General features: G+C 61.9%; 16 protein-coding genes. 11 read left to right on the forward strand and 5 right to left on the reverse strand.

The genetic code is table 11. The features are described 5' to 3' along the window. The first annotated feature begins 49 nt into the window (after window positions 1-49). From J3A66_RS18650 to J3A66_RS18675, 6 genes are all read left to right on the forward strand, one after another. Window positions 50-1,570, forward strand: coding sequence for a porin (locus tag J3A66_RS18650; protein WP_209570667.1), 1,521 nt, complete (start codon window positions 50-52; stop codon window positions 1,568-1,570). A gap of 56 nt (window positions 1,571-1,626) precedes the next feature. Next, complete coding sequence (locus J3A66_RS18655; protein ID WP_209570668.1) at window positions 1,627-2,394, forward strand: IclR family transcriptional regulator C-terminal domain-containing protein; 768 nt, start codon at window positions 1,627-1,629, stop codon at window positions 2,392-2,394. 77 nt (window positions 2,395-2,471) lie between these two features. Next, window positions 2,472-3,182 carry a CoA transferase subunit A gene (locus J3A66_RS18660; RefSeq protein ID WP_209570669.1) on the forward strand — a complete coding sequence of 237 codons (711 nt, stop codon included), beginning with the start codon at window positions 2,472-2,474 and terminating at the stop codon, window positions 3,180-3,182. Further along, the gene (locus J3A66_RS18665) at window positions 3,182-3,829 is read left to right on the forward strand and encodes a 3-oxoacid CoA-transferase subunit B (RefSeq protein WP_209570670.1); all 648 of its coding nucleotides are present in this window, start codon (window positions 3,182-3,184) and stop codon (window positions 3,827-3,829) included. Before J3A66_RS18660 ends, J3A66_RS18665 begins: the two co-directional genes overlap by 1 nt. Further along, complete coding sequence (gene pcaF, locus J3A66_RS18670) at window positions 3,826-5,028, forward strand: 3-oxoadipyl-CoA thiolase (RefSeq protein WP_209570671.1); 1,203 nt, start codon at window positions 3,826-3,828, stop codon at window positions 5,026-5,028. Before J3A66_RS18665 ends, pcaF begins: the two co-directional genes overlap by 4 nt. A 122-nt stretch (window positions 5,029-5,150) precedes the next feature. Next, the gene (locus J3A66_RS18675; protein WP_209570672.1) at window positions 5,151-6,047 is read left to right on the forward strand and encodes an alpha/beta hydrolase; all 897 of its coding nucleotides are present in this window, start codon (window positions 5,151-5,153) and stop codon (window positions 6,045-6,047) included. Window positions 6,048-6,113: 66 nt separating this feature from the next. Here the strand turns inward: J3A66_RS18675 and J3A66_RS18680 are convergent, their stop codons facing one another. Further along, on the reverse strand, window positions 6,114-6,548 hold the full coding sequence (locus tag J3A66_RS18680) for a DUF983 domain-containing protein (protein WP_209570733.1): 435 nt from the start codon (window positions 6,546-6,548) through the stop codon (window positions 6,114-6,116). A 228-nt stretch (window positions 6,549-6,776) separates the two neighbouring features. Beyond that, the gene (locus J3A66_RS18685) at window positions 6,777-7,142 is read right to left on the reverse strand and encodes a cupin domain-containing protein (protein WP_209570673.1); all 366 of its coding nucleotides are present in this window, start codon (window positions 7,140-7,142) and stop codon (window positions 6,777-6,779) included. 717 nt (window positions 7,143-7,859) lie between these two features. On the opposite strand from J3A66_RS18685, the gene J3A66_RS18690 reads away from it, so the two are divergent. Further along, window positions 7,860-8,048 (forward strand): hypothetical protein, encoded by a 189-nt coding sequence (locus tag J3A66_RS18690; RefSeq protein WP_041394287.1) that lies wholly within the window; start codon window positions 7,860-7,862, stop codon window positions 8,046-8,048. A 213-nt stretch (window positions 8,049-8,261) separates the two neighbouring features. On the opposite strand, the gene J3A66_RS18695 is transcribed toward J3A66_RS18690, so the two are convergent. Continuing rightward, window positions 8,262-8,654 (reverse strand): helix-turn-helix domain-containing protein, encoded by a 393-nt coding sequence (locus J3A66_RS18695; RefSeq protein WP_081974598.1) that lies wholly within the window; start codon window positions 8,652-8,654, stop codon window positions 8,262-8,264. Between the two features lie 66 nt (window positions 8,655-8,720). Between J3A66_RS18695 and J3A66_RS18700 the strand changes: the two genes are divergently transcribed. Genes J3A66_RS18700 through J3A66_RS18715 form a run of 4 tightly spaced genes read left to right on the forward strand, consistent with a single transcriptional unit; the run spans window position 8,721 to window position 15,034 of the window. Next, a complete protein-coding gene (locus J3A66_RS18700) occupies window positions 8,721-9,365 on the forward strand; it encodes a cation diffusion facilitator family transporter (protein WP_041394289.1) in 645 nt (214 codons plus the stop codon). Between the two features lie 11 nt (window positions 9,366-9,376). Then, window positions 9,377-10,657, forward strand: a complete 1,281-nt coding sequence (locus J3A66_RS18705; protein ID WP_209570674.1) for a TolC family protein — start codon at window positions 9,377-9,379, stop codon at window positions 10,655-10,657. Continuing rightward, entirely contained in the window at window positions 10,654-11,835 is a 1,182-nt protein-coding gene (locus J3A66_RS18710) for an efflux RND transporter periplasmic adaptor subunit (RefSeq protein ID WP_156340141.1), read from the forward strand. Before J3A66_RS18705 ends, J3A66_RS18710 begins: the two co-directional genes overlap by 4 nt. 4 nt (window positions 11,836-11,839) lie before the next feature. Next, window positions 11,840-15,034 (forward strand): CusA/CzcA family heavy metal efflux RND transporter, encoded by a 3,195-nt coding sequence (locus J3A66_RS18715; protein WP_209570675.1) that lies wholly within the window; start codon window positions 11,840-11,842, stop codon window positions 15,032-15,034. Window positions 15,035-15,113: 79 nt separating this feature from the next. Here J3A66_RS18715 and J3A66_RS18720 read toward each other — a convergent pair whose 3' ends face one another. After that, a complete protein-coding gene (locus tag J3A66_RS18720; RefSeq protein ID WP_041394294.1) occupies window positions 15,114-15,596 on the reverse strand; it encodes a cytochrome c in 483 nt (160 codons plus the stop codon). Between the two features lie 12 nt (window positions 15,597-15,608). Continuing rightward, window positions 15,609-16,844, reverse strand: a complete 1,236-nt coding sequence (locus tag J3A66_RS18725) for a molybdopterin-dependent oxidoreductase (protein ID WP_041394295.1) — start codon at window positions 16,842-16,844, stop codon at window positions 15,609-15,611. Window positions 16,845-16,866 lie beyond the last annotated feature (22 nt).

Raw genomic sequence — 16,866 nt, forward strand, 5'->3', positions numbered from 1 at the left:
CCGGCCTGACCAGCAGGCGGGGGCAGCTCCTCAGCTGAAAGTTTCGGTCATGATCGACCATCGCGTCCTCAAGCGGGCGGCGATTACCCTGCCGCTTGTCTTTTTCCCATCCGTCAGCGCTGCTCAGACTAGCGCCGTGCCTCCCGCCAGATCGGTTCCCCAAGGCGACCTCGAGGCTCTCGTTCGAGCGCAGGCCGCCAAGATCGAAGGTTTGGAAACTCGCCTCCGTCTTCTCGAAACAGCTTCGAGCCAGGGCTCGGCCGCGGCAGTGGCGACGACGCCGATCACCGCGCCCCCTCTGGGAATACAGCCGCCACCCGCAGTCTTGGCGTCATCGCAATCGGCAGAGACCGATCAGACGACAGCGAAGCCTTCGGGCCGCACCTACCGCTTCGCACATGCCGACGCAGCGCCTCCCGCAGCGGATCCGAGCAAAACTGCCGTCAAGTTCGTCAACGGTCTTCCACGGATCGCATCTGCAGATGGGAAGGTATGGTTTCGCCCCAGGGGGCGACTGTTCTTCGATGGATCGGCCACCGACGGATCTGATCAGGGCCGCGACATCAGTGGTACGAGCCTGAGTTCGGTACGTCTCGGCTTTGAAGGTGCCGTCAGTAAAATGTCTTGGGCCCTGGAGGGCGATTTCGCACGCAACCGCGTGGTATGGAAATCTGCGTTCGTGACCTTCCGCCACTCGCTCCTCGGGCTCGACGCCGAGACGAGCCTCGGCAACCGGTTCAATGACCGGACGATGGACGGCTCGGCTGGCGTCGGTGCCGCGCAGTTCCGCAACTTTAACGCGGTGGCGGGGCAGATCCTGCCGCAGCGCGGCTATTGGGGTGTGGGTGTGCAGGAGCGCGTCTACGGATCGAACTGGCATGCTTCGCTGCAGGCAACTGGCGAGGATCCGAACAATATCGGCGATAACAATGACAGCTTCACGATCCTCAGTCGTGCACACTGGAATCCGGTCAAATCAGAGGCAGCTACGCTCCATTTGGGGGCGTGGGGCTTCCGTGAAGGCCTGCCCGCTGGAGCCACCGGTGTCGTTCGCAACGCATCGATCGCAGGGGACTTCAACACGCTCGTCCGGGTCCTTCCCGGGACTCCGGGGGCAGTCCGGAGCGACGTCGGGTACGGTCTCGAACTCGCATTGGTCGCAGGCCGATTCTGGACGCAAAACGAATGGGGTCGTCGCGTGCTATACCGGGACGCGGGCAATCTCAGTCACAGCGCGTACAGTATCGATGTCGGCGCATTCCTGTTTGGCGGCAGGCCACCGTATGATGCCAGGCGGGGCGTGTGGGGCCGTACCGTCGTTGATCGGCCAGTCCTGGAAGGTGGACCAGGCGCGGTTTCGCTGCAGGCGCGCTATGAGAATATCGACTATAGCAATTTGCCCTTGGGAGGGCGTGGCCAGGCTCTCACGCTCGGCGGAAATTGGTATCTTAGCAGCATCGCGCGCATCATGCTCGACGTAACCAACTGGGATCTCGACAACCGGGCGGGGACCACGCCTGGCAAGGATGACGGCCACACATTGAATGCCCGGTTCCAGCTTCAATTCTAGCAAGACTGCTTGGGCGCCGGTTTCGTTCTTCACGGCGTAGCGATAGGCTGGCGGGCATGACCATACCGCCAGCCGATCCTCGCTATATGCTCTCGCTCGCGCGCGGCCTTGCCGTCTTCGAGGCGCTGGCCGAACTCGGGCCAGGACAAAGTGTCGCCCGGATTGCGGAGGCCACCGGCCTCGCACGCGCGGTCTGTACGCGGTGCCTCTTCACGCTGGAGGAGGAGGGGTATGTGGAAAGCCGCGACCGGCGCTATGCCCTGCGGCCCAGCGTGTTGCGTTTAGCGGCGGGATATATGGGAGAACACTCCCTGCCGGCATTGGCGCAGCCCTTACTGGATCGGCTGCGCGACGCGGTGGGCGAGAGTGCGTCGCTCGGGGTGATTGATCGTAGCGAGGTCCTCTATCTGGCACGGGCTTCGCGTGACCGTATCATGGCGGTTGGCCTACACGTCGGTAGCCGATTGCCTCTCGCCAATAGCTCCATGGGGCGTGTCTTGCTCGCCCAGCTTCCAGATGAAGACCGCACCAGGATGCTGAGCGATCGGCCGCCGGTTGCGCATACGCCGCGCACGCTGACTAACACCAATGCGGTGATGGAGGAGCTGACCCGCGTGAAGCACGACGGATATGCACTGGTCGACCAGGAGCTGGACCTTGGCCTCCGCTCGATCGCGGTACCGGTTCGTGCGCGCGATGGTCGGGTCGTAGCGGCAATGAACGTCGGGGCACATGCGCTGCGGGTCTCCATGGCCGACATGACCGGCACGATCCTTCCCCAACTCACCGCAACTGCGCGCGAGCTGGGCGCGCAGCTTTCTTAAAGCGCTTGCCGACATCCCCCGCTTAACGTATTTTGATAATCGAACATAAGGTTCGTTAATCGAACAACGGAGAGGGTATGGCCCGCAAGATCTTTGATACGCCAGCCGCGGCGCTGGACGGATTACTCTTCGATGGCATGACGATCATGTCGGGCGGTTTCGGCTTGTCGGGCAATCCGGAAAGCCTGATCCCCGAAATTCGCGTGAGCGGCGTGACCGGGCTGACGGTGATCTCGAACAACGCCGGCGCCGATGGGTTCGGGCTATGGATGCTGCTGGAAAGCCGTCAGATCTCCAAGATGATCTCTAGCTACGTCGGCGAGAACAAACTGTTCGAGCAGCAGTATCTGTCAGGCGAATTGGCGCTCGAACTGACCCCGCAGGGCACGCTGGCGGAACGGATCAGGGCTGGCGGTGCAGGCATCCCCGCCTTTTTCACCAAGACGGGCGTCGGCACCGTCGTTGCCGACGGCAAGCCCGTCGAGACTTTCGACGGCGAAGAGTATGTTCGCGAAACCTGGCTGCGTGCCGATGTCTCGATCATCAAGGCTTGGCGCGCCGATCCAGCGGGCAACCTCATGTTCCGCAAGACCGCACGCAACTTCAACCCGAACATGGCGACCGCGGGAACGGTCACGGTCGTTGAGGTCGAGGAGATCGTCCCGGCAGGCACGTTCGACCCCGACTGCATCCACACGCCCGGCATCTATGTCGATCGGGTCGTGCTCAGCACCATCAATGAAAAGCGGATCGAAAAGCTGACGACCCGCGCGAGGGAGACCGTCTGATGGCATGGACACGTGACCAAATGGCCGCGCGGGCGGCAGCTGAACTCAAGGACGGCTATTACGTCAATCTGGGGATCGGCATTCCAACGCTCGTCGCGAACCATATCCCCAACGGGATCGACGTGACGCTCCAGTCGGAAAACGGCATGCTCGGGATGGGCCCGTTCCCGTTCGACGGCGAAGCGGATCCCGACCTGATCAACGCCGGCAAGCAGACGATCACGCAGCTGCCCACGTCGAGCTTCTTCTCGTCCGCCGACAGCTTCGCAATGATCCGCGGGGGCCATATCGATCTCACCGTACTCGGCGCGATGGAGGTGTCCGCCAATGGCGACATCGCCAACTGGACGATTCCCGGCAAGATGGTGAAGGGCATGGGCGGCGCGATGGATCTGGTTGCCGGGGTGAAACGCGTCGTGGTGGTTATGGATCACGTCAGCAAGAACGGCACGCCTAAGATCCTGCCCGAATGCAGTTTGCCACTCACCGGCAAGGCGTGCGTCGATCTGATCATCACTGATCTCGCGGTGATCGCCTGCGACCGGCCTGGCCTTCGGCTGATCGAATGCGCACCCGGAACGAGCGTCGATGAAGTCCGTGCAAAAACCGGCGCGCTCCTCACGGTCGCGCAAGGGTTCGCGGCATGACGGACGCATTTATCTGCGACGCGATCCGTACCCCGATCGGGCGGCTCAACGGTGCCTTGTCGAGCGTGCGGGCAGACGATCTTGCCGCGATCCCTATCCGGGCTCTGATGGCGCGCAATCCGCACGTCGACTGGCAAGCGGTCGATGACACGATCCTCGGCTGTGCCAACCAGGCGGGCGAAGACAACCGCAACGTCGCGCGGATGGCGGTGTTGCTCGCGGGGCTTCCCGAACAGGTTTCGGCCTCGACGATCAACCGGCTGTGTGGCTCCGGTCTCGATGCGGTCGGGTCCGCCGCTCGGGCCATCCGCAGCGGGGATGCCGACCTCATGATCGCGGGCGGTGTCGAGAGCATGACGAGAGCACCGTACGTGCTGGGCAAGGCGGGCAGCGCGTTCGATCGATCGCAAAAGATCGAAGACACCACGCTCGGCTGGCGCTTCGTCAACCCGGCAATGCAGGCCGCCTATGGCGTGGATACGATGCCGCAGACCGCTGAAAACGTCGCCGACGACTGGCGCGTGAGCCGAGAGGATCAGGATGCCTTCGCCCTCGCCAGCCAGCAGAAGACCGCTGCTGCTCAGCAGAACGGCCGCCTCGCTGCCGAGATCGTCCCGGTCGCGATCCCCCAGCGCAAGGGGGACCCGATCGTGTTCGATGCTGACGAACATCCCCGCGCCACGAGTCTGGAAGCACTGGCCAAACTGCGGCCTGTCGTCCGCCCCGACGGTACCGTCACCGCAGGAAACGCGTCGGGTCTAAACGATGGAGCCGCAGCGATGTTGGTTGCATCGGCTGCGGCAGCAGAGCGGCACGGTCTCACGCCGCGCGCGCGCGTGATCGGCATGGCGGCCCACGGTGTTGCACCTCGGGTGATGGGCGTAGGCCCGATCGAGGCAGCACGCCGGCTATTGGCCCGTACAGGTATCGAGCTCGATCAGATCGACGTTATCGAACTGAACGAGGCCTTTGCCGCGCAGGCGATTGCGACGTTGCGCGACCTCGGCGTCGATCCGGCGGATCCACGCGTCAATCCGAACGGTGGGGCGATAGCGCTTGGTCATCCTCTGGGTATGTCGGGGGCGCGCATTACGATGTCGGCAGTCGAGGAATTGCACCGTACGGGAGGGCGTTACGCGCTTGCATTCATGTGTATTGGGGTCGGGCAGGGGATCGCATTGCTCGTCGAACGCGTCTGAGCCCTGGTCGTATCGCTGAAAGGCATAGGACAATATGCCAATATAGTATTTGTTTCGATCCTACTGATCCGTACTCTCTTTTCCGAGAATAAGAATAGAAAATTGGAACGGAGAGTATGGCCATGAACAACAATTACAGATTTGCTGCATTGGCGGTTGTTGCGTGCTTCTCTGCAAACGCGAGTGCGGCGCGTACGTCGGACGTGACGCGAGGCATCGTCAAGAAGGGTCCTGTTCAAATAGAGGTTCTTGAACAGGGAAAAGGGAAAGCCGTTGTTATTCTGCCGTCGCTTGGGCGATCGGCCGAGGATTACGACATGGTGGCCCAACATCTCGCCAAGGATGGTTTCAGGGTGATCCGGCCCGAGCCGCGCGGCATAAAGAATAGCAAGGGTCCTATGGCGGATCTTACGCTGCATGATTTCGCAGCGGATGTCGCAATGGTGTTGGACGACCGCAAAACGGGACCCGCCATCATCGTAGGGCACGCATGGGGAAGCCAGCCAGCGCGGATGCTGGCTGTCGATAGGCCGGATCTGGTGCGCGGCGTCGTCATGGCTGCGGCCTCGGTTGGCAAGCTACCGCCAGGTTCGACCGAAAAGCCATATGGGCGGCTACGCGAAGCGATCGACGGATCGGGCAACCCCAAGCTACCACGTGAGCAACGGCTGACGTACCTGAAGCAGGCCTTTTTCGCTCCGGGCAACGACCCAAGCCCCTGGCTGGGCGGCTGGTATCATGAGACGCACGATGCCCAGGCCCACGCCCGTAATGTGACTCCGATCGATACGTATTTTTCTGCGGGCAAGACGGTGCCAATCCTCGACTTGCAGGGGGAGCATGATGCCGTCGTCGTGAAAAACGTGTTGCAAGCCCTTGTCGGAGACAGGGTTGAGACGAAGGTTATTACGGCTAGCGGCCATGCAATGGCCCCCGAACAACCGAAGCAGATGGCGGACGCCATCGCGGCATTCGCCAACCGCATTTACGCAAAGCCGGCCAAGCTAGCGGTTCGCTGAATCGGGAGGTGAGCGGCGCCCGTCCGTTTAGCGGCGGGCGCCTAATTCTAGTACATGCTCCGGAACCTACTGGTCGAAGTCATTTTTCGCAGGGTCGGTGCCATTAAGACGTGCCCAAGAGGCCTGCGTTCCGTGTTGCTGTGCCCTGTTCACAAATTGGGACGCTACCAGCCACCCTTTGATAGGTCGAAGTGGAAGCAGGGTACCAAGTACCATCACGGGGAGGGAGGTCAACAGGTGTACCCACCATGGCGGATCGAAGGTGACCTGTATCCACACAACGAAAAAGGCCAGCGGGAAGGCGGCAATGCAAAGCGAAAAAAACGCGGGGCCATCATCAGGCGCCGCAAACCTGTAATCGAGATCACAAGAGTCGCATTTATCCGAAACCTCAAGCCACGACTTAAACATCTGGCCTTGTCCACAGCGAGGGCATAGGCCTTTCCACCCGCATTTCATTATCCAACGAAATGCTCCATCGCTTGGTGGTGGCAATTGCATTTTTTGTTGATGCGTCATGATAAATATATGGCGTTCTGTGAGACATGTTAACACTGGACTAATTGTCCCACATGCAAGTCGCCCCGATCGTCAGGCCGACGACTATTCGGTTTCGGGCAAAGCAGCGCTCGAAATGCCGTCCTGACCAGCATGACGACCGAGAGCACAAGGCTTTCCCGCAAAGGATAAGGAACCCTCAAAATGCAGGCACATACTTGGTATTGAGATTTAGCTGAGTTGCTCTTCCAAGCAACGGGTCCGTGAGGTCACCTCGTCACCGGTATGTTTGGTCTCGGCGGGCTCGATCAGCAACACCCAGCATTCTTCCCGCGCCACAGGGTTATGGCGAACGCCGCTTGGCACCGTCAGAAATTCTCCCTTTTCAAGATCAACAACATGATCCTCAAACTCCATTCGTAGTGAGCCTTTGACAATGTAGAATAGCTCATCTTGACCATCATGCGCGTGCCAGACGAGTTCTCCCTTTAGCTTCGCGGCCTTAAGTAGTTGATCATTGACCTGGCCGATCACCTTTGGCGACCAATGATCGGTTACCCGATCAAACGCGGTCAAAAGCGTTGTAGGGGACAGCATTAATACCTCCAGCAGGTGCGACGTAACACGATAAGTTCGAGATAGCCGAAGCCGTGAGCGATGGCGACTATCGCGGGGCATTCGCTTCTTGAACCGTGTTCCAGATTTCTCTTTCCAGAAATTGTCGCTGGCAGAACGGGAAACGGGAGTGATCGGGCTGAACGAATGGCTGTTTTCGGGAGGGCGGGTGGCGATAGCCGACCTTGGGCGGCTGCCGCCCTTCCCACAAAGGATGGTGAATCGGGAATCTGAGATAAAAGGGGAAAACCAGCCTAGCGCCATCCTCTGCCACCTTCGACATTGTGCATCACTGAGTGGGCTTCTAGACGCATCCAATGAAACGCCGGGCTCGCCCACTCTCCAAGATATTGCATTCCATGGCGTTTTTCGTCCTGGCGGTGATGTTGCTGGTCCGGCTTGGCCCGCTCTGCGAGACGATGGCGATGGCCGCGCCTCCGGCTGCGTCCGCTATGATGGACTGCGCCAGCAAATCAGCAGGCGCTCCCATCAAAAAGGCCCCTGCGTCGGCCTGCGCCATACCGTGCGTTGCGGTTGCCGGCGAAACCGTAGAGCATGTCGGGCTGGTTCCGTCCTCCCGTCTATCGCCTTGGCCGGCTCCACAGACCGGCCTTTTGGGCATGGCATACGCTCCGGCCACACCCCCTCCGCAAACCGTGTGACGTCGAACACCATCACACGTAAATTTCGGAGAATATCATGACCAAGTTCAAGCTCATCAGCGCTGCCTTCGCCCTCACCCTGTCGACTGGCGCATTCGCCGCTGTCGCCAATTGCTGCGCCGACATGGCGTGCTGCAAGGACGGTGCGGACTGCTGCAAGGATGGCGCAAAAGCCAAGGCTGCTGACTGCTGCGATCATGCCAAGGGCGGCATGAAGCACGGCTAAAAGCTAGATAGGGGCGGGCAACCGCCCCTATCTATTAGACGGCTGCGATACGCCGCCACGCCACGGCTACTGATCGACTACATAGCTATCCAAGAATGGAACGGGCCGCTTACCAGCGCGTCCGTAAACGATTAAAAAATGGGAACACCCAAGCATCCCAAGCCGCGTCGCACGCGTCATGAGAGAAATATTTATCCTCGTTCAACCGTGGCATTAGTTGGGCACGGCAGTAATCGCTTCCATTACCCGGCAGTCGGCGATGCGTCCGCCATCGCAGGATCGTGTTGCAGCACTCAATGCGTCGCGAAGCGCGACAAGGCGTGTGATACGATCCTCCACGCTGGCGAGATGCCGACGGGCGATGGCGCCGGCCTGGTTGCAGTCCTGATCGGGATCGGCAGACAGGGCAATAAGCGATCGGATTTCATCTACTGAAAATCCTAGTTCCCGGGCATGGCGGATGAAGCCAAGCTGGCGAACCTGCCCCTCTCCATAGGTGCGACGGCCTCCAGACGTGCGGAGCGCTTCGGGCATGAGGCCGATTTCCTCATAGAATCGGATGGTGTTGATTTTGGTCCCTGTCCGCTTTGCCAAATCGCCGATCATCAACACGTTGCCACTCCACTAGAAACCGCTTGCTCCTACAGTGACTGTAGATCGTAGAGGCACGATATGAGTGCAAGTGAATCCTCTTCATGCGGTTGTTCCGGTGATACCAAACGAGCGGAGCGCGATCCCGCATATCGGCGCGCATTGTGGATCGTCGTTCTGCTTAATCTGGGCTTTGGTCTGGCTGAAATCGTCGGGGGGTTCCTTGCCGACAGCCAGGCATTGAAGGCCGATGCCCTCGATTTCATCGGGGACGGCAGCATCTCGCTCCTCGGATTGATTGCGCTGGGATGGACCGCTCGTGCCCGTTCTCAGGTTGCGCTTACACAGGGCATATTCCTTGGCGCGCTCGGGATAGGTGTCATCGCCTTCGCCCTTTGGCGTGCGATGAATGCAATTGCGCCAGAAGCCGAATTGATGGGCGCTATCGGGATCGTTGCGCTCATAGTGAACGTGACGGCTGCACTAGTTCTATCGCGATTTCGCGAAGGGGATGCGAACGTCACCGCTATTTGGTTGTTCAGCCGTAACGACGCGATTGCCAATGTTGCGGTGATCATCGCAGCCGCCCTTGTTGGCTGGACCGGTGCGGCTTGGCCCGATCTGGTCGTTGCCGGCGTCATCGCGCTCCTGTTCCTGCATTCGGCCTACGAAATTATCCGCAATGCGCGGCGCGAACTCCAATCAACGGCAAGGCCGTCGTCATAATGACTTACCCTATGAAGCTCCGGCACCGGTTGCCCTTCGTCCTGATCGCGGTCGTCGCCGTCGTTCCGTGCGTAGCGCACGCCCAATCGCAAACCGGTTTCGAAGCGACGGTCACCCCGGTACTGACGCTAGAAAAAATACTGGCGTTGGCGGAAGCGTCAGCACCGTCGCTAGAAGCAGCGCAGGCCGGCGTTCGGGCAACAGGTGCGGCGCGCGATGTAGCGGGGCTGCGCCCTAACCCTACGCTGAATGGCGGTCTGGAATATTTTGGGGGTTCGGGGGCATATCGCGGTCTTCGTAGCGCGGAAGCTACAGTCGGTGTTGCTCTACCTATCGAGCTTGGCGGCAAGCGTTCCGCGCGGGTCGGTGTTGCCAACGCACAAGGGGAGCAAGCTCGGCTCGCCCTGGTTATTGCTACGGCCGATATTCGGCTCGCTGTAACACAGGCGTATATCGAAGCCGTAGCAGCCGAGCGTCGCATCACGACTGCGCGCGAGCAAGCCGGCATTGCCGGGGAGGCGGCCCGCGCGGCGGGCATTCGGGTACGCGCGGGCAGGGCATCGCCGCTAGAGCAACAGCGTGCCGACGTGTTGCGCATCAATGCCGAAGCTGCGGTTGAACGTGCGCAGCGCCTGACGGAAGTCGCGCGGGGCAATCTCGCCCGGCGTATTGGTCAGCCCGTAACCGGCCCGCTCGACGTTGCCTGGTTCGATCGCGTGCAAGGTTACGGCCCCTCGATCGCGGCCAGTCCGGGCGGCACGCTGGCATTGTCTGCGGCGCGAGCCGCAGTGACGACGGCAGATGCGCAAGTGCGGCTTGCTCGCTCCCAACGCATCCCCGACGTGACCGTCAATGCCGGCGCACGCCGGCTCGATGCGTCGAACGATATGGCTGCGGTCGTCGGCCTCTCGATACCGCTTCCACTGTTCAACAACGGCCGGGCGTCGGTCGTTCAGGCGCGGGCGCAACGCGATCAGGCGGACGCGATGCGACGCGCGGCTGAGCTGGATGCGGGGCAGTCGATAGCCAGCGCGGAAGCGGAAGTGGCAAATGCCGCGACGACCGCTAGAACCACGGGTGGGCCGGTCCTGGCAGCAGCGACGGAAGCCGCGCGCATTGCCCGCATCGGCTACCGTGAAGGCAAGTTCGGCCAACTCGATCTTCTCGACGCCGAACGCACCCTGTCTGAAACCCGCACGGCCGCGATCGATGCGCTGGCGACCTACCATGATGCAAAGGCCCGGCTTGAGCGGCTGACCGCTGCCGCTCCCGAACTGGCGAAGGACCAATGATGACGAAGACCGGCGCGCGGGTCGTACTATCCGCTCTGCTTCCCCTGACGCTGCTTGCCTGTGGCGGGGGCGGGGAAAAGAAGGCCGACAACATGGCCGGCATGGAAGGGATGGAAAAGGGCGAAGGCGAGAAAGGCGAAGCCGGCAAACCTGCCGATAAAGACGCCGTAAGCCTTTCGGCCCAGCAAATCGCGGATGCCGGGATCGAAGTTGGTCGGCCTGCGATTGGCGGCGTTGCCGGCGCAATCGAGCTGCCGGCCTTGGTTCAGGGTGATCCGCAAGGGGTGCAGGTCGTATCCGCGACGATCGGCGGTCGTGTCGTCTCCCTTACCCGTAACCTCGGGCAATCGGTGCGCCGTGGCGATGCGCTTGCGATCATTGAAAGTCGCGAGGCCGCCTCATTAAACGCCGAGATTGAAGCCGCGCGCGCGCGCTCTGCGCTCGCACAATCGAACCTGCGCCGTGAGCAACGTCTGTTTGCTGAACGCGTCTCGCCGGAACAGGATCTCATCGCCGCTCGAACTGCTGCCACCGAAGCCAACATTGCGGTCCGCCTCGCCCAACAGCAGCTCTCGGCCACAGGCGGGAGCGGGGGTGCGCTGAACCGTGTGGCGATCCGCTCGCCCCTTTCCGGTCAGATCATCGCTCGATCGGCGACGCTCGGTCAGACGGTTGCGGCAGACGGCGAGCTGTACCGGGTCGCCAACCTCTCGCGCGTGACCATCGCTGCGTCACTCTCACCGGCTGACGCCGGCAAGGTAAAGCCTGGAACACGCGTTGAAGTCACCTCGGCCGGCCGCAGGCAGGAAGGTCGCGTGACCTTCGTGTCGCCCGCTCTCGATGAAACCACGCGGCTTGTTCAGGTTATCGCTTCCCTCGATAATGCGGGCGGCACTTGGCGGGTAGGGGAGCCCGTCACGGCCTCGATCCTGCTGCCCTCGATCGGGGATCACAGTATCACTGTGCCGTCCACGGCGGTCCAATCGGTAGAGAATAAGATGGTCGTGTTCGTGCGCACGCCTAGCGGCTTCAAGGCCGTTCCGGTGCAGGCAGGGCGTCGCAACGGCGATCAGGTCGTCATCACCTCTGGCCTGACCGGCAGCGAGCGTATCGCAACCACCAATAGCTTCACGCTCAAAGCCGAACTCGGCAAGGGCGGCGAAATGGACATGGATTGATCCAATGATCGGCCGTCTTGTAACTTTCGCGGTCGAGCGCCGCTGGCTCGTCCTGCTTTTCACCGGGATCGCGGCCCTGGTGGGTGCTCTGGCGCTGCAACGCCTTCCGATCGATGCCGTCCCTGACATCACGAACAATCAGGTTCAGGTCAACGTGATGGCCCCCTCTCTGTCGCCCGATCAGATCGAGCGGCAAGTATCATTTACGATCGAAACCTCGCTCGCTGGCATACCGGGTCTGGAATATACGCGCTCGCTCAACCGGAACGGCTTTGCGCAAATTACCGCCGTATTTTCCGATGCCACTGATATCTATTTTGCCCGCCAACAGGTGGCCGAACGGCTGCGTTCAGCGGAGGAACGCCTACCCCAAGGCATCATGCCGGAAATGGGGCCTATCGCTACCGGCCTTGGCGATATTTTCATGTGGACGGTCGAGCTTCGCGAGTTGGACAAGGTCCGGCATCGCGACGGGGAACCGGGGCTGCAACGTGATGGCAGCTATATCACGCCGGAAGGCGAGCACTTGGTCAGCGAAGATGACAAGGCCACTTACCTGCATACGGTTCAGGAATGGATCGTTGCTCCCCAACTTCGGGGTACGGCCGGCGTCGCCGGCATCGACTCCCTTGGGGGGTTCGATCGCCAGTATCTCGTCATGCCCGACCTTCAACGCCTAGCCGCGCTGCGCCTCACGATACAGGACCTCGCGACCGCATTGGAGCGCAGCAATAGCAGCATCGGCGCGGGCATCGTGGACAGTAACGGCGCGGGCCTTTTCGTCCGCTCCGACGCGCGCGTGCGAACCGCGAACGAACTGGCGCGGACGGTCGTGGCGACCCGCGAAAACGTCCCCATCACGCTCGATCAGGTCGCGACCGTCAAAGCAGGCCACGGCATTCGCACCGGCTCCGCTTCCGAAAACGGTCACGAGGTCGTGGTCGGCACAGCTGTCATGCGCATCGGCGAGAATAGCCGCACCGTCGCCACGGCTGTGTCCGATCGCCTGAAAACAATCAGCCGCTCGCTTCCGGCCGATATCATCGTGAAGCCGGTGCTGGATCGCACCAACCTCGTGAACTCCACGATCGCGACTGTCGGCCGCAACCTTGCGGAGGGCGCGGTGCTGGTCATCGTCGTGCTGTTCCTGCTGCTCGGCAATATCCGGGCGGCATTGATCGCGGCCCTGGTTATTCCTGTCACGGTGCTGCTGACCAGCGCCGGCATGCTACGTGCCGGGGTGTCGGCCAATCTAATGAGCCTCGGCGCGCTCGATTTCGGCCTGATTGTCGATGGCGCAGTCATCATTGTAGAAAATGCCCTGCGCCGCTTAGCGGAACGCCAACACGAGCTGGGCGAACGCCTTTCGCTAGAGGAGCGGCTTGCGATCGTCGCCGCGTCCGCGCGCGAAATGATCCGCCCATCGGTGTACGGGCAGGCGATCATCATCCTTGTCTATGCCCCGCTGCTCACCTTCTCGGGCGTCGAAGGCAAGATGTTCGAGCCGATGGCGCTTACCGTCATCATCGCGCTCGTGTTCGCCTTCATCCTGTCCCTGACATTCGTCCCTGCCGCCATCGCGGCATGGATTGGCGGACGCGTGGATGAGAAGGAAAGCCGGGTCATCGCAGTGCTGAAACAGCGCTACGAACCCGGCCTGGATGCCGCCATGCGACGCCCGAGCATAACGATCGGCGCTGCGGTTGTGGCTGTGGTAGCAGCTGTCCTGGCCTTCTCGACGCTGGGCCAAGAGTTTTTGCCTCAGCTTGATGAAGGCAACATCCTTGTTCAGGCGTGGCGGCCTGCGGGCACCTCTGTCAATCAGAGCCAGAAGATGCAGTTTGCAGTCGAGAAGATGATCGCTCGCGAGCCGGAAATTCGCTTCGCGTTCTCGCGTACCGGCACGTCCGAAATCGCCTCCGATCCGATGCCGCCCAATGCGACGGACACGTTCGTGATCCTCAAGCCACGCGACGAATGGCCTGATTCCAGCCTGCCTAAGACTGAGCTGGTCGAGCGCCTTGAAAAGAAGCTCAAGACCATTCCCGGCAATGGCTACGAGATCACGCAGCCTATCCAGATGCGCTTCAACGAGCTGATCGCGGGCGTCCGTGGAGACTTGGCGGTCAAGGTGTTTGGGGATGACTTCGGGCAGATGAACGCGACCGCCAATCAAATTGCGGCAGTCCTCCGCAAGATCCGTGGTGCGGCTGATGTGCAAGTTGAGCAAACCGAGGGCCTGCCGCTGCTCGATATTCGGCCGAACCGCGATGCGATGGCGCGTGTTGGTGTCACTGCCGGCGACGTGCAAGATACCGTTGCCGCGACGATTGGCGGTCGTGAGGCGGGCATGATCTTCGAGGGCGATCGGCGCTTCCCGGTCGTGATCCGCCTGGCGGAAACCGCACGGGCTGACCTACAGGCGATCGGGCAGATACCTATTCCTACGCCCAACGGCTCCTACGTCCCTCTGGGGAGCGTCGCGGACGTTGCTGTCGGGGATGGTCCAAACCAAATCAGCCGCGAGAACGGCAAGCGCCGCGTCGTGGTGCAGGCCAATGTCCGCGGTCGCGACGTTGCTGGCGTGGTGGCTGACGCGCAGGCCGCGATCGACGCGCAAGTCACGCTCCCTCCCGGCACCTACCTCCAGTGGGGTGGTCAGTTTCAGAATCTGGCTGCGGCGCGCGAGCGGCTGACGATCGTCGTCCCGATCTGCTTCGCGGTCATCATGTTGCTGCTCTATGGTGCTCTCGGCAGCGTCCGCGACGCGGCCCTGGTGTTTACCGGCGTTCCTCTGGCGCTGGTGGGCGGCATTCTCGCGCTCGTGTTACGCGGCATGCCGTTCTCAATCTCGGCCGCTGTCGGGTTCATTGCGCTGTCGGGTGTGGCTGTGCTGAACGGGCTGGTGATGGTTAGCTCGATTCAGGAGTTGATGCGGCAGGGTATGGCGCGGGCGCAGGCGGCGAGGGAGGGTGCTCTGACCCGTTTCCGCCCCGTCGCCATGACAGCGCTCGTTGCATCCTTGGGGTTCGTCCCAATGGCGCTCGGGCACGGCGCGGGGGCGGAAGTGCAAAAGCCGCTTGCTACGGTCGTGATAGGCGGCTTGATCTCCGCAACGTTGCTGACTCTATTCGTGCTGCCAACACTCTATGCGCGCTTTGGACAGGCACGGGCTGATCCGGTCCCACAAACCACCTGACGGACGTATTGCTTTTACGGATCGTCTCCCAACGGCTTTTCTAAGACGATGGTATTTCGGGATTATGGAAGTAGATCGGTTAGCCTGTTCCACCTGAGACACCGGGAGCCGCCTTGGGGTCGGGATCCTGCGCCTTGCCTGTCGCGGGTGCCGCCTTCTGGCTCGGCATAGCGATGAGATAGGCGACGATCGCGTCGACGTCCTTCTCGGCCACCGGGGCCTTGTACACCTTGCGCATCTTGGTGACGGTCGCCTTCCACTGATCCGCCGATAGCGATGGCTGGGTCAGCGCCATGCTGGCCGAGTGGCACGAAGTGCAGTTGGCGTTGATGACGTTGGCGTGCGGACCATCGGGATAGGTCGCTTCGTCGACCGGCAGGTCGACGCTGGTCGAGGCGAGCGAAAAGCCGCGGGCTGAGACGCTGGTGGGCGGTGCCGGCTCGGATGTCTCGGAGATCGGGGCAGGCGCCTTGCGGCTGCTCGGCGCCCCGATCGAGACGAGGATAATGCCGGTCAGGCCGATCAGGCCAGCGGCCATGATACCGGGAGACGGGGTCTTCATGCTACTCGCTCCTCAGGCCGCGATGATGGTGGTGGTCTCGATATTGCCGCGCATGAACCCGCCTGGGTTCCAGATCGGCTTCATCGGCTGAGCGACACCGTTGGCGTTCCAGCAGCGCACCATGATGGGGTTGGGACCGCGCCTAAGCGGCACGCGACCATCCCAGCGCCGGAAGCTATACTTGCCCTCGTCCGCTCCGAGCGTCGTCCTGTACCAGGTGCGGCCACCATCGGATGAGACATCGACCTTGGCGACGCCGCAGTCGCCGCCCATCGCGATCCCGCCAACCGGGATGGACGCTTCATAGGCGATCGCCTGGCCATCCGGCAGGCTGGTCATCCAGCTGCGCGGGATCATGCGATTGATCGGCACGGTCGGGAAGTCCTTGGCACCGGGCGCGACATTCGCGCCGGGTGTCGCCGGTATCTTGTAGGCCTTGGCCATCCAATACTGGTCGTCAGGGCCGGGCAGCACCTCGATCGCGTTCAGCATCTTGACCCAGTAGGTCGAATACCAGCCCGGGACGATCAGCCGGCAGGGAAAGCCGTTGAGGAGCGGCAGCTGCTCGCCGTTCATGCCGAAGGCGATCATCACTTCGCCGTCGCGGGCATGGTCGATGTCGAGCGCCTTCTCGAAGTCAGGGGCGCCCGCCACAACCGGCTGATCGAGCGCGCCGAAGCGCACCTGTACCGCGCCTGCCTTGACCCCCGCGAGGTTCAGCACGTCGCGCAGGCGCACGCCGAGCCATTTGGCATTGCCCATCGCGCCGTTGCCCCATTGCGCGCCGGCGACCCGGGGCTGGAACAGCCCACGGCTGTTGCCCGAACACTGGTTGATCGCCGCCATCTCGACCCGCGGCAGGCGCAGCAGTTGGGCAAGGCTGATCGACAGCGGTCGGTTGACGTGGCCGAAGACGTTGAGGCGGAAGCTCTCGACGTCGATCGAGGTTGGAATGTCGGCCCAGTGCCAGCGAACGAAGAACTGGTCGTTGGGCGTGAACACCGACTTGTCGAACACGTCCATCGGCGTCTCCAACAGCGGAGGATGGATGCGTTGAAGGATCATGCTGCCCTTGCCAGGAAAGGCGCTGGTCATCGGCCGCTCGGCATTGCCGCCAGGCAGCTTCAGGTCGACGAGCTGCTGCGCCAGCGCAGGTGCTGCGGCAAGGCCGGCGGTGCCGAGCGCCGTACGCCTGAGAAAGCGGCGACGGCTGGTTTTACTCGCCAGCGCGGCGTCAAAATTGTCCATGACAAGGCTCTCCTGTGGCCAG

Source organism: Sphingomonas sp. PvP018 (genome assembly GCF_017876865.1).
GTDB lineage: Bacteria > Pseudomonadota > Alphaproteobacteria > Sphingomonadales > Sphingomonadaceae > Sphingomonas > Sphingomonas aerolata.